17 protein-coding genes and 2 tRNA genes are annotated in these 14,719 nt (G+C 41.5%); all 19 read left to right on the top strand.

Features of this window, described 5'->3' with window-relative positions:
• Positions 1-148: 148 nt before the first annotated feature.
• The 19 genes from H7T92_RS10135 (at position 149) to H7T92_RS10045 (ending at position 14,653) form a co-directional block, all read left to right on the top strand.
• On the top strand, positions 149-844 hold the full coding sequence (locus tag H7T92_RS10135) for a B3/B4 domain-containing protein (protein WP_195487438.1): 696 nt from the start codon (positions 149-151) through the stop codon (positions 842-844).
• A gap of 173 nt (positions 845-1,017) precedes the next feature.
• Positions 1,018-2,631, top strand: a complete 1,614-nt coding sequence (locus tag H7T92_RS10130) for a CTP synthase (protein ID WP_003004055.1) — start codon at positions 1,018-1,020, stop codon at positions 2,629-2,631.
• Positions 2,632-2,755: 124 nt separating this feature from the next.
• Positions 2,756-2,841: transfer RNA gene (locus H7T92_RS10125), tRNA-Leu, on the top strand.
• 83 nt (positions 2,842-2,924) lie between these two features.
• A complete protein-coding gene (locus H7T92_RS10120) occupies positions 2,925-3,377 on the top strand; it encodes a hypothetical protein (RefSeq protein WP_201037699.1) in 453 nt (150 codons plus the stop codon).
• 344 nt (positions 3,378-3,721) lie between these two features.
• Positions 3,722-4,603 (top strand): class II fructose-bisphosphate aldolase, encoded by an 882-nt coding sequence (locus H7T92_RS10115; RefSeq protein ID WP_003004573.1) that lies wholly within the window; start codon positions 3,722-3,724, stop codon positions 4,601-4,603.
• Between the two features lie 84 nt (positions 4,604-4,687).
• Positions 4,688-5,626 carry an alpha/beta fold hydrolase gene (locus tag H7T92_RS10110; protein WP_201037698.1) on the top strand — a complete coding sequence of 313 codons (939 nt, stop codon included), beginning with the start codon at positions 4,688-4,690 and terminating at the stop codon, positions 5,624-5,626.
• Between the two features lie 361 nt (positions 5,627-5,987).
• Positions 5,988-6,980 carry an ABC transporter ATP-binding protein gene (locus H7T92_RS10105; RefSeq protein ID WP_070674897.1) on the top strand — a complete coding sequence of 331 codons (993 nt, stop codon included), beginning with the start codon at positions 5,988-5,990 and terminating at the stop codon, positions 6,978-6,980.
• A 1-nt stretch (position 6,981) separates the two neighbouring features.
• Positions 6,982-7,800, top strand: a complete 819-nt coding sequence (locus H7T92_RS10100) for an ABC transporter permease (protein ID WP_201037697.1) — start codon at positions 6,982-6,984, stop codon at positions 7,798-7,800.
• A 1-nt stretch (position 7,801) separates the two neighbouring features.
• On the top strand, positions 7,802-8,587 hold the full coding sequence (locus H7T92_RS10095) for an ABC transporter permease (RefSeq protein WP_201037696.1): 786 nt from the start codon (positions 7,802-7,804) through the stop codon (positions 8,585-8,587).
• A gap of 38 nt (positions 8,588-8,625) precedes the next feature.
• Positions 8,626-9,087 (top strand): GNAT family N-acetyltransferase, encoded by a 462-nt coding sequence (locus H7T92_RS10090; RefSeq protein ID WP_049490445.1) that lies wholly within the window; start codon positions 8,626-8,628, stop codon positions 9,085-9,087.
• Between the two features lie 46 nt (positions 9,088-9,133).
• Positions 9,134-9,206: transfer RNA gene (locus H7T92_RS10085), tRNA-Thr, on the top strand.
• Between the two features lie 199 nt (positions 9,207-9,405).
• A complete protein-coding gene (locus tag H7T92_RS10080; protein ID WP_049490487.1) occupies positions 9,406-9,717 on the top strand; it encodes a LiaF transmembrane domain-containing protein in 312 nt (103 codons plus the stop codon).
• A gap of 142 nt (positions 9,718-9,859) precedes the next feature.
• The gene (locus H7T92_RS10075; protein WP_003004160.1) at positions 9,860-10,306 is read left to right on the top strand and encodes a LytTR family DNA-binding domain-containing protein; all 447 of its coding nucleotides are present in this window, start codon (positions 9,860-9,862) and stop codon (positions 10,304-10,306) included.
• Between the two features lie 4 nt (positions 10,307-10,310).
• Positions 10,311-11,006 (top strand): LiaF transmembrane domain-containing protein, encoded by a 696-nt coding sequence (locus tag H7T92_RS10070; protein WP_201037695.1) that lies wholly within the window; start codon positions 10,311-10,313, stop codon positions 11,004-11,006.
• A gap of 118 nt (positions 11,007-11,124) precedes the next feature.
• The gene (rpmB, locus tag H7T92_RS10065; RefSeq protein ID WP_001140948.1) at positions 11,125-11,313 is read left to right on the top strand and encodes a 50S ribosomal protein L28; all 189 of its coding nucleotides are present in this window, start codon (positions 11,125-11,127) and stop codon (positions 11,311-11,313) included.
• A 142-nt stretch (positions 11,314-11,455) separates the two neighbouring features.
• Positions 11,456-11,821, top strand: coding sequence for an Asp23/Gls24 family envelope stress response protein (locus H7T92_RS10060; protein WP_003004393.1), 366 nt, complete (start codon positions 11,456-11,458; stop codon positions 11,819-11,821).
• Positions 11,822-11,823: 2 nt separating this feature from the next.
• The gene (locus H7T92_RS10055) at positions 11,824-13,488 is read left to right on the top strand and encodes a DAK2 domain-containing protein (RefSeq protein WP_014712937.1); all 1,665 of its coding nucleotides are present in this window, start codon (positions 11,824-11,826) and stop codon (positions 13,486-13,488) included.
• A gap of 283 nt (positions 13,489-13,771) precedes the next feature.
• Entirely contained in the window at positions 13,772-14,326 is a 555-nt protein-coding gene (locus tag H7T92_RS10050) for an SP0191 family lipoprotein (RefSeq protein ID WP_201037694.1), read from the top strand.
• Positions 14,327-14,461: 135 nt separating this feature from the next.
• Positions 14,462-14,653, top strand: coding sequence for a hypothetical protein (locus H7T92_RS10045; RefSeq protein WP_014712940.1), 192 nt, complete (start codon positions 14,462-14,464; stop codon positions 14,651-14,653).
• Positions 14,654-14,719: the final 66 nt, after the last annotated feature.

Genomic DNA, 14,719 nt, shown 5'->3' with positions numbered 1-14,719 from the left:
CCTACTCAACTGTGCGGAGGTGGGACGACGAAATCGAATTCTAACGAATGACCGATTTCTGTCCCACTCTCTTTTTGTTTGCATTGAAAAAAGTGGCGAAATGGTATATGATAAACGTGTAAGGTTTCCCAAATAGGAGGTGTTCCAGATGGACTTTCGTTTAGATCAAAGTTTAGTAGCTCTTGGTATTGATACAGTTGTGGTCGGAATTGCTAGAAATGTGGATCCTCAAGCAGTTTTGCCCCCTTCTTTTCTTGAAAAGAAGAAAGAGCTTGAACAATGGGCGCTCCAGTGTCAGACAGAAGAAGTAGTGGCATCTCCTGTCATCAAAGGGTATACAGACCTCTTGCAAAAAGTAGGGCGTAGCATCAAGAAAAATCCCCCAACAGTCCTAGCTCTTATCCGAAACATCCAGCATCGAGGAGCTCTTCCTCAGATCAATAGCATCATCGATATCTATAATGTCGAATCTCTGAAGTCCTTTCTCGCAATTGGAGGACATGACCTAGATAAGATTGAGGGACCGATTGAATTTACAGTGAGTCAAAGAGACGATCTCTTCCTCCCTATCCTTTCTAGTGAAAAACATGTCGCACCGACAGATCCTGTCTACCGGGATCAAAAAGGAGTTCTGGCTTGGTTGGATGTACGCGATAGTGACCATTACAAATTTGAGGAGACTACGCAAAACGCCCTCTTTGTCATCCAAGGAAATACCGAGACGTCAGTCGAGATGCGTTTAGAAGCGCTAGAACGAATCCACAAGGACCTTGCTCTTTGCATGCCTCAGCTTCAATTTGAGAAATTTCTCGTCACACAAAATGGAGTGGAAAAGGTCGTGTAAACAGCGAAAATTATTTTCATGAAATTTTCAATTTGACAAAGTAGACCATTTGCGGTAAGATATTGTTCGGGCACCTCATTTTGAGGTCGGAGCTCCCTAAGGATTAGGGAGCTATTTTTGTTTTTTCTGCAAAGAGGAATGGCCTCTACAACATTAGAAGAAGAGGAAAGCACATGTCAACAAAATATATTTTTGTCACGGGTGGTGTCGTATCATCCATCGGGAAAGGGATTGTCGCAGCAAGTCTTGGTCGCTTGCTCAAAAATCGTGGATTGAAAGTGACCATCCAAAAATTTGACCCTTATATCAATATTGACCCAGGGACGATGAGTCCTTACCAACACGGGGAAGTATTTGTCACAGACGATGGAGCAGAGACAGACTTGGACCTTGGTCACTATGAACGCTTCATTGATATCAATCTGAATAAGTACTCAAATGTGACAACAGGGAAAATTTATAGCGAAGTCCTTCGCAAGGAACGTCGTGGAGAATACTTGGGTGCGACTGTACAGGTGATTCCTCATATTACAGATGCTTTGAAAGAAAAGATCAAACGAGCAGCGACAACGACGGATTCAGATGTCATCATCACAGAAGTCGGGGGAACAGTTGGAGACATTGAGTCCCTTCCATTCCTTGAAGCTCTTCGTCAAATGAAGGCAGATGTTGGTGCTGAAAACGTTATGTACATCCACACCACTCTTCTTCCTTACTTGAAAGCTGCGGGAGAAATGAAAACCAAGCCGACGCAACACTCTGTGAAAGAATTGCGTGGTCTTGGAATTCAACCAAATATGTTGGTCATCCGTACAGAAAAACCAGCTGGTCAAGGAATTAAGAACAAGTTGGCTCAATTCTGTGATGTGGCACCAGAAGCTGTCATCGAGTCACTTGATGTGGAACATTTGTACCAAATCCCATTGAACTTGCAAGCACAAAATATGGACCAAATCGTTTGTGACCATTTGAAATTGGATGTTCCTGCAGCAGATATGACAGAATGGTCTGCAATGGTCGACAAGGTCATGAACCTCAAGAAGCAGGTCAAGATTTCCTTGGTTGGAAAATACGTAGAATTGCAAGATGCCTACATTTCTGTCGTTGAGGCCTTGAAGCACTCAGGGTATGCCAATGATGCAGAGGTCAAGATTAATTGGGTCAATGCCAATGATGTGACAGCTGAAAATGTGGCAGAACTCCTTGGAGATGCGGATGGGATCATTGTCCCAGGTGGTTTTGGTCAACGGGGAACAGAAGGAAAAATTCAAGCCATCAAGTATGCGCGTGAACAAGACGTCCCAATGTTGGGTGTCTGCTTGGGTATGCAGTTAACCTGTATCGAATTTGCCCGTCACGTTTTAGGCTTGGAAGGGGCCAATTCATCCGAATTGGATCCAGAAACCAAGTATCCAATTATCGATATCATGCGGGACCAAATTGATGTGGAAGACATGGGAGGAACGCTCCGTCTCGGTCTTTACCCATCTAAACTCAAACGAGGATCAAAAGCAGCCGCTGCCTATGACAATCAAGAAGTGGTACAACGTCGCCACCGTCACCGTTATGAGTTTAACAATGCTTTCCGTGAACAGTTCGAAGAAGCAGGATTTGTCTTCTCAGGCGTTTCACCAGACAACCGTTTGGTCGAAATCGTTGAAATCCCAGAAAACAAATTCTTTGTTGCTTGCCAATACCACCCAGAATTGTCAAGCCGTCCAAACCGCCCAGAAGGACTTTACACAGCCTTTATCACAGCGGCAGTTGAAAACCACGATAGCAAATAAAAATCAAGGGATCAGGTCGAAAAACCTGATCCCTTTTTGTGAAAAAATGACAAACTCTGAAAAAACTTTGAAAAAATTCTTGACAAAAAAGTTGTTGATTGATATACTAGTAAAGTACTCAATCGCGGGGATGGCGGAATTGGCAGACGCGCAGGACTAAGGATCCTGTGACCGCTTTAGGTCGTGAGGGTTCAAGTCCCTCTCTCCGCATCGGATAATCAAGATAGCTTCGGCTATCTTTTTTTGTTTTCAAATATCTTTGTGGTAGAATAGGTGTGAGATGAGGTGAGAACATGAAGAAGAAGTATCTGGTTTTGGTCGATGGCCTCTTTGCACTATTGGGAAGTGCCATTAATTTTTTCGGTCCTATCCTGATTTTAGCGATGGGGATAGGCGCATACAAGGATACTTTTAGATATTTTATCGCCTTAAACATATGGAATGTTTTCATTTTTTTAGTGGCGATTGCTTCTAAGTATCTGCTCAGAGATGAAAAAAGAATCAAAAAATGGATTCTTTATCTTTTTCTGATAGCGGGCAGTATTCTCTTTCTTGCCTCAATCCTTGCTGTGTGTGAGAATATTCCCTTTCTTGAGGGATTGGTAAATGGACTTCTTGGGAAAATGTTTACCGACAGTCAGTTATTTGCTGCTTATTTCTATTCTCAATGGGTTGTAGCAGTACTCCTTGTGATTTGCGGGATCGCCTTTCTCCTTTCGCTAAAAAATTTTAAAGAAGAGAATTGAGAGTGGGACAGAAATCGGTAATTCGTTAGAATTCGATTTCGTCGTCCCACCTCCGCACAGTTGAGTAGGGCTGTAAAAGCTGATGAAATCAGCGTAGTAGAGCCCACTCAACCACTGCGTCTTGCTAGACAATCCAAAAATAATTAAGAGGCTAGGACTTTTGTCCCAGCCTCTTTTCCTTATTTGCTAGGGTGAAAGCCTTAGGAGATAGGAGATTCCGCCCTAATTATCATAAGAAAGTGCTTAAAGACACAGGAAAAGCTAGCAATTTCATCTAAAAAGTGATAAAATAAACAATGTAAGTGGGATCAATCCCACAAAAATTTATAGGAGGCCTATGACAAATGGCAATCGTTTCAGCAGAAAAATTTGTCCAAGCAGCTCGTGACAACGGTTATGCAGTTGGTGGATTTAACACAAACAACCTTGAGTGGACTCAAGCTATCTTGCGTGCAGCAGAAGCTAAGAAAGCTCCAGTACTTATCCAAACTTCTATGGGTGCTGCTAAATACATGGGTGGTTACAAAGTATGTAAAGCCCTTATTGAAAACCTTGTAGAATCAATGGGTATCACTGTACCAGTTGCTATTCACCTTGACCATGGTCACTACGACGATGCTCTTGAATGTATCGAAGCTGGTTACACTTCAATCATGTTTGACGGTTCACACCTTCCAGTTGAAGAAAACCTTAAATTGGCGAAAGATGTCGTTGAAAAAGCTCATGCTAAAGGTATCTCAGTAGAAGCTGAAGTTGGTACTATCGGTGGTGAAGAAGACGGTATCATCGGTGACGGTGAATTGGCACCAATCGAAGATGCTAAAGCAATGGTTGCTACAGGAATCGACTTCTTGGCTGCAGGTATCGGTAACATCCACGGTCCTTACCCAGCAAACTGGAAAGGTCTTCACCTTGACCACTTGCAAAAATTGACTGAAGCTGTTCCAGGATTCCCAATCGTATTGCACGGTGGATCAGGTATCCCTGACGATCAAATCCAAGCAGCTATCAAACTTGGTGTTGCAAAAGTTAACGTTAACACTGAATGCCAAATCGCATTTGCAAATGCTACTCGTCAATTCGTACGTGAATACGATGCAAACGAAGCAGAATACGACAAGAAGAAACTCTTCGACCCACGTAAATTCTTGAAACCAGGTTTCGAAGCAATTACTGCAGCTGTTGAAGAACGTATCGACGTATTCGGTTCAGAAGGCAAAGCTTAATTAAAAACAGGAAAGCAAGGTCCCATGTGGATCTTGTTTTTTTGTATGGGAAAGGTTGCTTCCAGAGGTTAATTTTTGTACAATATGGCTATGAAAAAATTCAAACTGTGGAGCTGGATCGTTTGTGGCTTTCTCCTGCTCTTTTTAGGTGCTACATTTGTTTTTCATCAATTCAGTTTACGAAATGAAAGTAAGCTTCTCACACCCATTGGTAAACAAGTTACAGTCAATGGACATCGAATGAATGTCTCTGTTAAAGGAGAAGGATCTGAAACAATCGTTTTTCTTTCCGGTGCAGGTATCGCCTCTCCTATTTTAGACTTTAAGAATCTATCAGATTCCCTATCCAAAAAATACAAAGTTGTTGTCGTGGAGCGAGCAGGATATGGTTTTAGTGAAGATAGTGATCGTTCAAGAGATGTGATGGAGGTCCTTTCTGAGACCCGTCAAGCTTTGGCGCAAGCTCATGTTTCAGGTCCTTATGTGATTATTTCGCATTCTATGGCTAGTTTAGAGAGTCTTGCTTGGCAAGAGAAATATCCAAATGAAGTGAAGGCTTTGATTGGTCTGGATTGGGCCTTGCCAGCGAGTTATGAAGATTTAAAGGATAATCAGGCCTTGCTTACTGTGGCCTATTGGAGCAGTAAGATTGGCTTATTACGCTATTTCCCTGAGTCCTTTTATATAAAAAATCCAACTCTGACTGAAACTGAACGACAACAATATAAATTACTAGCATATAAGCAGTTGATGTCACAAGCCATGCTTCATGAATCCCGTTTGGCAAAGGAAAATGCCAAGAAAGTTCCATCTAGCATTAATCCGAAAATTCCAGCCTTACTCCTGGTTTCTAACGGTGAAGGCACGACCTTTAGCCAATCAGAGTGGCAACGTTATGCAGAGAGATTTGCAAGCGACCAGTCTAATGTTCAAGTCGACTATATGGATGCGCCTCACGACCTCTATCATTATCAAAGCGATGCTATTGTTTCTCGTATTAAAGAATTTTTAGAGAATAATTGAGGGCTTAAAAATCCATTGAGACTGATGATAATAATTAAATGCTGAAGGATTAACAGTAGAATCGTTAATTTTCTCGATTAAAAAAATTCTTTTTCTTAACAATAAGCCTGCCCCTAAGGGCAGGTTTTTTGGTGTTTTAAGGAAACTATTAAACCAGAATTTCTGACTCAAAAGCATTATTTCAAGAGAGAAATTTCTAATTTCATAATCTATAAGCAAACGCTTGCATTCTTTTTTTTATTGGATTATAATAGGTTGGTATAAAGCCTTCTGTAATAATATTGAGTAAGTGTAGAAAGTAAGGATTTAGAATATTTGTAGTCAAAAATACAATGTTGCTTCTTACGATAGGGAGATAGATATGGCAATGATAGAAGTGCAACATCTTCGGAAAAATTTTGTGAAGACAGTTAAGGAGCCGGGGTTAAAGGGAGCCTTGCGCTCCTTTATTCATCCTGAAAAGCAGACCTTTGAAGCCGTCAAGGATTTAACTTTTGAAGTTCCAAAAGGGCAGATTCTAGGATTTATAGGGGCAAATGGTGCTGGGAAGTCAACCACCATCAAAATGCTGACAGGAATTTTGAAGCCCACATCTGGCTTTTGTCGGATTAACGGCAAGATTCCCCAGGATAATCGCCAAGATTATGTCAAGGATATTGGAGTCGTTTTCGGACAACGCACCCAGCTATGGTGGGATTTGGCTTTGCAAGAGACCTACACGGTTTTGAAAGAGATCTATGATGTACCGGACTTGCTTTTCCATAAGCGCATGGACTTTTTGAATGAAGTTTTGGATTTGAAGGAATTTATCAAGGATCCTGTGCGGACTCTTTCATTAGGTCAACGGATGCGGGCGGATATTGCGGCTTCCTTGCTTCACAATCCCAAAGTTCTCTTTTTAGATGAACCGACTATTGGTTTGGATGTGTCGGTCAAGGACAACATTCGTCGGGCCATTACCCAGATTAATCAGGAGGAAGAGACAACTATTCTCTTGACTACTCATGATTTGAGTGATATTGAGCAACTCTGTGATCGGATTTTTATGATTGATAAGGGGCAAGAGATTTTTGATGGAACGGTTAGCCAGCTCAAGGAGACCTTTGGAAAGATGAAGACTCTCTCCTTTGACCTGACGCCAGGTCAAAATCATCTCGTCTCTCATTATGAGGGCTTGCCTGATATGTCCATTGATAGACAAGGAAATACTCTCAATATTGAATTCGATAGTTCCCGCTACCAGTCGGCCGATATTATCAAGCAAACCTTATCTGATTTTGAGGTCCGTGATTTGAAGATGGTAGATACGGATATTGAAGATATTATCCGTCGCTTCTATCGAAAGGAGCTCTAAGATGGTCAAATTGTGGAGACGTTATAAACCCTTTATCAATGCAGGGATTCAGGAGTTGATTAGCTATCGAGTCAACTTTATTCTTTATCGGATTGGCGATGTCATGGGTGCTTTTGTGGCCTTTTATCTCTGGAAGGCTGTCTTTGATTCCTCCCAGGAGCCTTTGATTCAGGGCTTCAGTATGGCGGATATCACCCTCTACATCATCATGAGTTTTGTGACTAATCTTCTGACTAGGTCGGATTCTTCCTTTATGATTGGTGATGAGGTCAAGGATGGTTCCATTATCATGCGCTTGTTGCGACCAGTGCATTTTGCGGCTTCTTACCTCTTTACGGAGCTTGGTTCCAAGTGGTTGATTTTTATCTCTGTTGGACTGCCATTTTTAAGTGTCATTGTTTTGATGAAAATCTTATCTGGGCAAGGGATTGTAGAAGTGCTGGGACTAACTACCCTTTATCTTTTTAGCTTAACGCTGGCCTATCTGATTAACTTTTTCTTCAATATCTGCTTTGGATTTTCAGCCTTTGTATTTAAAAATCTTTGGGGTTCCAACCTACTTAAGACTTCCATAGTGGCCTTTATGTCTGGGAGTTTGATTCCCTTGGCTTTCTTTCCAAAGATCATTTCAGATATTCTGTCCTTCTTACCTTTCTCATCCTTAATTTACACTCCGGTCATGATTATTGTTGGGAAATACGATGCTAGTCAGATTCTTCAAGCACTTTTGCTTCAGCTTTTCTGGCTTATAGTGATGGTGGGCTTGTCTCAGTTGATTTGGAAACGAGTCCAGTCATTTATCACTATTCAGGGAGGTTAGTATGAAAAAATATCAACGCATGCATCTGATTTTTATCAGACAGTACATCAAGCAAATCATGGAATACAAGGTAGATTTTGTGGTTGGTGTGTTGGGAGTCTTTCTGACTCAAGGCCTGAACCTCTTGTTTCTCAATGTCATCTTTCAACACATTCCCTCCCTAGAAGGTTGGACTTTTCAAGAAATTGCCTTTATCTACGGATTTTCCTTAATTCCAAAGGGACTAGATCATCTCTTTTTTGACAATCTCTGGGCTTTAGGTCAACGACTAGTTCGAAAAGGGGAGTTTGACAAGTATCTGACTCGTCCTATCAATCCTCTCTTTCACATCCTCGTTGAGACCTTTCAGATTGATGCCTTGGGTGAACTTTTGGTCGGTGGAATTTTACTAGCGACAACGGCGACTAGCATTGCTTGGACTCTTCCAAAAATCCTGATTTTTCTAGTTTGTATTCCTTTTGCGACCTTGATTTATACTTCCTTGAAAATTGCTACAGCCAGCATCGCTTTTTGGACCAAGCAGTCAGGTGCCATGATTTACATTTTCTATATGTTTAATGATTTTGCCAAGTATCCTATTTCTATTTACAATTCGCTCCTTCGTTGGTTAATTAGCTTTATTGTACCTTTCGCCTTTACGGCCTACTATCCTGCCAGCTATTTCTTGCAGGACAAGGATGGACTCTTTAATATTGGTGGTTTGATTCTGATTTCCCTTGTTTTCTTTGTTATTTCCCTCAAACTTTGGGACAGGGGATTGGATGCCTACGAAAGTGCTGGTTCGTAAGAGGTCAAGTAAGACTAAAATCAAGAAAGGAACTTATGATGTTTGTAATTAAAGAAGTCAAGGGTGAAGATCAAAAAATGGCAGTTGTCGCTGAGATTTTAAGGGATTTGCCAGAATGGTTTGGAATACCAGAAAGCACGCAAGCCTACATTGAAGGAGCTAAGGATTTACGAGTTTGGGCTGCTTATCAAGAAAGTGATGTAGTAGGGTTTATAAGTTTATCATATTCGAGTGAAGATTGTGCTGAAATTGACTGTCTAGGCGTGAAAAAATCATTCCAAGGTCAAGGAATTGGAAGGGAATTAATTACGACTATAGAAAGAGAAGCAGTCAAACAAGTGGACTACCTACAGGTCAAAACAGTGGCAGAAGGTTCTAATAAGAACTACGATCGAACCAATGTCTTTTATCGTAGTGTTGGATTTAAAAAGTTAGAGATTTTTCCATCTTTATGGGATCCACAGAATCCATGTCAGATTCTGATTAAAAAGATCAACTAAAAGTGCTTGACATCCGCTATCAGAGTGCTATACTAAGAAGGTAATCGCCGATTTAGCTCAGTTGGTAGAGCAACGCACTCGTAACGCGTAGGTCACAGGTTCGATCCCTGCAATCGGCATAGGAAGAAACTGCTTTAAAGGAGCGAGACGACGAATGATGGTGATCACATATTCGTTCGGTCTCGCTCCTTTTTTGACCGCATAGGCGCCATTTTTGACCACTTAGTCAAAAGTCCTTGTCGCCGTTGGGGCTCTCTGCTATCATAGAATCATCAAAGGAAGAAACACTTCCGAATATTGAAAACGAGGTATATGATGATGAAAAAATTACTTGGACTTGGATTGATTCTTGCTGCTCTTGCGGTTGTCACAATGGGAATGGTTGGCTTTCCAAAGATCGATGTGAATATCTGGCCTATGTTCCCTGTTCTCTTATTTGCTTTCTTTACACTTGAAAATCTCTTGAAAAAAGATTACAAGGCAAGTGTTATCTGCGCCTTGATCGCATTTATGATCGCAAATGCGATTTACGATCTCCTGCCGGTTTCAAATGGTCTGGTCATCACAGCGGGTGTGCTCGCTTGCGTGGGTCTTAGTTTTCTTTTACCGGATAAAAATAGCGACAAATAAAGGAAGGCTGGTCACTTGATCAGCTTTTTACTTCTCAAAAATGACCTCTTGATGGGGAAAACGTGCCACTTACTGAAAAGCCCTTGTTTTGTTTTCAACAGCTGTTATAATGGTACTATCAAAACGTTGGGAAAGGAGTTTTATGAAAGTTAGAATCGAATTGGATCCATCTATGGACGAGCCTGAGATCTTGATTCGAGCTCCGCGCTTGACCCCGGAGTTGACCCAGCTGCAAGAGAGAATCCTCGAACAAAAGGTTGCTCCTTTGGCCTTTTACAAGGATCGAAGTGAGTATTTTCTGGATGTGGCATCGATCCTCTTTTTTGAGACGGACGGGGAGAAGATTTTTGGTCACACCAAGGACGAGGCCTATGAGGTTAAGCAGAAGCTCTATGAGTTGGAGGAGCTGCTTCCCATCGCCTTTTGTCGGATATCCAAATCCACCATTGTCAACGCAAAGCAGATCTATTCTCTAGAAAAGTCTTTTTCAGGAACCAGCACGGTCAATTTCTATCAGACCCATAAGCAGGTTCACGTATCCAGACGCTACTATCAACTCTTAAAAGAACGACTAAATGAAATGAGGTAATATCATGAGAAAAAAATTAATCGGAGTATTCTTAATCCTTTTAGCAGCCTTAATCCTCTTACAAGGCTATTTTGTAAAATGGGACATTAGCATCTGGACCTTAGCTTGGGTCACCTTGCTTGCAGTCCTATCCCTCTCAAGTTTCTTAAAACGCCATTTTGGTTGGGGCTTCATCTATGGACTTTTAGCCCTCTTTTGTCTCAATGGGCAATACCATTTCCTTCCGGTGTCCAATTCGGTTGTCATCCTTTCCTCAATTCTCGCTGTGATTGGGCTCAACATTTTGTTTAAACCCTCTAAGAAAACAAAAGCCCGCCTAGCTTCCTATTCTACTGGGTCCATGAGTAAGTCGGATGGCAATGACATTGATGTCACTTTTTCAACAGTGACAAAATATCTCAATGACCAACACTTTACCCGCGGAAGTGCAGATGTGAGTATGGGAGAAGCATCGGTTTATTTTGACAATTGCCGCATCGAGGGTCCATCTGCTCAGTTTGTTGTCGATGTTTCCCTTGGAAGTTTGAGTCTCTATGTACCAAGTGATTGGCGTGTCCATGTAAATGTGGATAATTCCCTCTCAGCGATCCAACATCAGGAAAATCCAAGTGCTCTGACAAGCAAGGATTTCTACATTACGGGCGATGTTTCCTTAGGAAATCTGGAAATTATCTATGTCGGAGCGAATTCGTTTTCTTAAGTCGGAAATGAAAAACTTTGGCCAAAAGCTTGCCAAGAGAGATTTTTTTTGGTAATATAGTACGGTATGTGGTGCTAGCACATCCGTTATATTAGATCTAATAGGAGGAAACACAGAAATGGCTAAAGTATGTTATTTCACAGGTCGTAAGACTGTATCAGGTAACAACCGTTCACACGCTATGAACCAAACAAAACGTGCCGTAAAACCAAACCTTCAAAAAGTAACTGTCCTTATCGATGGTAAACCTAAAAAAGTTTGGGCTTCAGCTCGTGCATTGAAATCTGGTAAAGTAGAACGCGTTTAATAAAGAATATAGAACCTCATAGAGGTTCTTTTCTTTTTCTCTAGAGACAGCTGTCACAGCGGGAGAAGAATAATCCCTACCCTTTTACAGCTGATCTCTTTTATGGTAAAATAGAATATAAAATACTTTTGAGGTAGAAATTATGACAGTAAAAATCAATACAAAGGACGGTCAAATTGAATTGACTGATGAGGTTATCGCAACTGTTGTAGGCGGTGCCGCTACTGAGATCTTCGGTGTGGTTGGAATGGCCAGCAAAAATGCGATCAAAGATAATTTCCAAGCCCTCCTAGGGAAAGAAAACTTCTCTAAAGGTGTTGTTGTCAAAACAACGGAAGCAGGAACTATCGCAGTTGATGTTTACACTGTTTTGAGCTATGGAACAAAGATTAGCGAAGTCTCAAAAAATATTCAAGAACGTGTGAAATTTAGTTTGGAAAATCAACTTGGAATCACTACGGATACTGTGAATGTCTATATTCAAAATATCAAGATTGTGGGAGAATAATCGTGGCTAATATTACTACAAGTTTATTTCAAGAAATGGTTCAAGCGGGGGCTACGCGCTTAAATAAACAAGCGGAATATGTAAACTCTTTGAACGTCTTTCCTGTACCAGACGGGGACACAGGAACCAATATGGGAATGACCATCGAAAATGGGGCCAAAGAAGTATCTGACCGTTCTGCATCAACTGTTGGAGAAGCGGCAGGGATCTTTGCTAAAGGCCTCTTGATGGGTGCGCGTGGGAACTCAGGAGTCATCACTTCTCAATTGTTCCGCGGATTTTCTCAAAGTGTCAAAGACAAAGAAGAATTGGATGGAGCAGCGCTTGCAGCAGCCTTCCAGTCTGGTGTAGAAGTTGCTTATAAAGCCGTTATGAAGCCGGTTGAAGGGACCATTTTGACGGTTTCTCGTGGAGCAGCTATCGGGGCCAAGAAAAAAGCAGAATCTACCAATGATGCAGTAGAAGTCATGCGTGCCGCTCTTGAAGGAGCTAAAACAGCTCTTGCGAAGACTCCAGATATGTTGCCAGTCTTGAAAGAAGTTGGCGTGGTAGACTCTGGTGGTCAAGGGTTGGTCTTCATCTATGAAGGATTCTTGTCAGCCTTGACAGGTGAATTCATCGCTTCTGAAGAGTTCCAAGCAACACCTGCAACCATGTCAGAAATGATCAATGCAGAACACCACAAGTCAGTTGCTGGCCATGTCGCAACTGAAGACATCAAGTTTGGTTACTGTACAGAAATCATGGTCGCTTTGAAACAAGGTCCAACCTATGTCAAAGACTTCGATTACGATGAATTCCGTAACTATTTGAACAACCTTGGGGATTCCCTATTGGTGGTGAATGACGATGAGATTGTCAAAGTTCACGTCCATACAGAAGATCCAGGTCTTGTCATGCAAGAAGGTCTTAAGTACGGAAGCTTGGTCAAGGTGAAAGTCGACAACATGCGCAACCAACACGAAGCGCAAGTTGAAAAAGAAGAGCGTCAAGCGAAGCCAGTTGAAGAAAAAGAATATGCCATCATCGCAGTAGTTGCTGGTGACGGATTGGCTGATATCTTTAAAGCGCAAGGAGTTGATTACATCATCTCTGGGGGTCAAACCATGAACCCATCAACAGAAGACTTTGTCAAAGCGGTTGAAGAGTTGAATGCGCGCAACATCATTATCTTGCCAAACAACAAAAATATCTTGATGGCGGCTCAATCTGCAGCAGAAGTGATTGATCAACCTGCAGCAGTTGTTGAGACCAAGACTATCCCTCAAGGATTGACTAGTCTTCTTGCCTTTGATGAAAGCAAATCGATCGAAGAAAACTACGAACGCATGAGCGCATCATTGGGTGATGTTGCGTCTGGTAGTGTAACGACAGCAGTTCGCGATACCACTATTGATGGGCTTGAAATCCATGAAAATGATAATCTTGGAATGGTCGATGGCAAAATCGTTGTTTCAAATCCAGATATGATGGAAACCTTGGAAGAAACATTCGCTCATATGTTGGATGAAGACAGTGAAATTGTGACCATCTATGTCGGTGAAGACGGCAGTGAGGAGTTGGCAAATGAATTGGCCCAAGCCCTTGCTGAGAAGTATGAGGATGTAGAAGTGGAAATCCACCAAGGTGGCCAACCCGTCTACCCATACTTGTTTAGTGTAGAATAATTGAACAGAAGGTTCCTTTCGGAACCTTTTTTTGTATATAGAAAAACGAGGAGATTCCTATGAAATCGGCGTGATTCAGAGGGATTGAGACTGAAGTGAACCGTCCACTGAGGCTTTATTCGTGAGAAAAAGGAGTTTCTGCAAAAAGTCTCAAATTCATCAGTTTTTTATTCAAATGGAAGAGCTTGAAAAGAGGGGGAAATGGTTTGAGCAGTGGAGTTTTTAGACAAGAAAGACGCGATATGTTATACTGGTATCAGTATGTGAAAGGAGAGTTATAAAAATGAAGAAATTTTTTGTAACCCTTGGGCTAGCCATTTTGGTATTGACTGGTTGTTCGCAATCCCAAACAAAGAAAACTACAACCGCTAGCTCATCTAGCAGTTCCACTGTTAAAAAAGAAGTAAAAAATGAAGAAAAAACCACAACCTTAGTAGGAGATATCAATGGAACAAAACACCGGGATATCATCAAGTCTAAGGGAGATAAGGTTGAAAACCTTCGCATCGAAGTGACGGCCGATCTGCCCCAACAACTTGGGACCATCGCAGCAGAAAAGTCACCTGAAGAGCTCACAGCAGCTATTCAAGCTTTGCTGGAGCAAAATGAAGACTATAAGAAACTAAAAACCGTTCCCGGTTTTAGTTTGGAATACACAGTCACACCAGAAAAGAAATTGCTCTCAACCAGTGTGATTGACCTCAACCAAATTGATGCCAAGTCTCTAGAAGAAATTTCTTACTTCAAAGATGCTGGTCTCAATGATTTGAAAAACATGAAGGCGGATGCCTTGGTGAAGGCCTTGAAATTGCATGGCATGAAAGAAGAAGGCCAGTAAGAAGAATAGAAAAAGTCGAGTGGAGTCACTTGGCTTTTTTTAGTGACTTTTGTCATGTGAGCCAGTGACAAAATCATCTAGTTGCCTCTTCTTCCTTTTCATATAATAAAGTCAGAAAGTAAGAGGTAAGGAAAAATGAAACAATGGTTCTATAAAGTGTTTACGTTAACAGTGGTGGGGATGGTCGTCTATTTGATCTTTTCAAAGGATGATAGTCTCTATTACCATTTTCCTTGGGAATTATTTGCTGGGATTGGCATCATGAGCTGGGCGGTTCAAGAAGGATTGAAAATGATCAAGGCTGTTAAAAAGGAGATGGAGCAATGAAAAAAACGGGAGTGATCTTAGTCGTTTTTGTCATCATTCCAGCTAGCCAAGCATGCTTGAAAGGAG

Origin of the sequence: Streptococcus parasanguinis (assembly GCF_016648855.1) — a bacterium.
GTDB classification, from domain to species: domain Bacteria; phylum Bacillota; class Bacilli; order Lactobacillales; family Streptococcaceae; genus Streptococcus; species Streptococcus parasanguinis_L.
The sequence above is the reverse complement of the archived record's forward strand: the minus strand, read 5'-3'. Positions and strand labels throughout refer to the sequence as shown.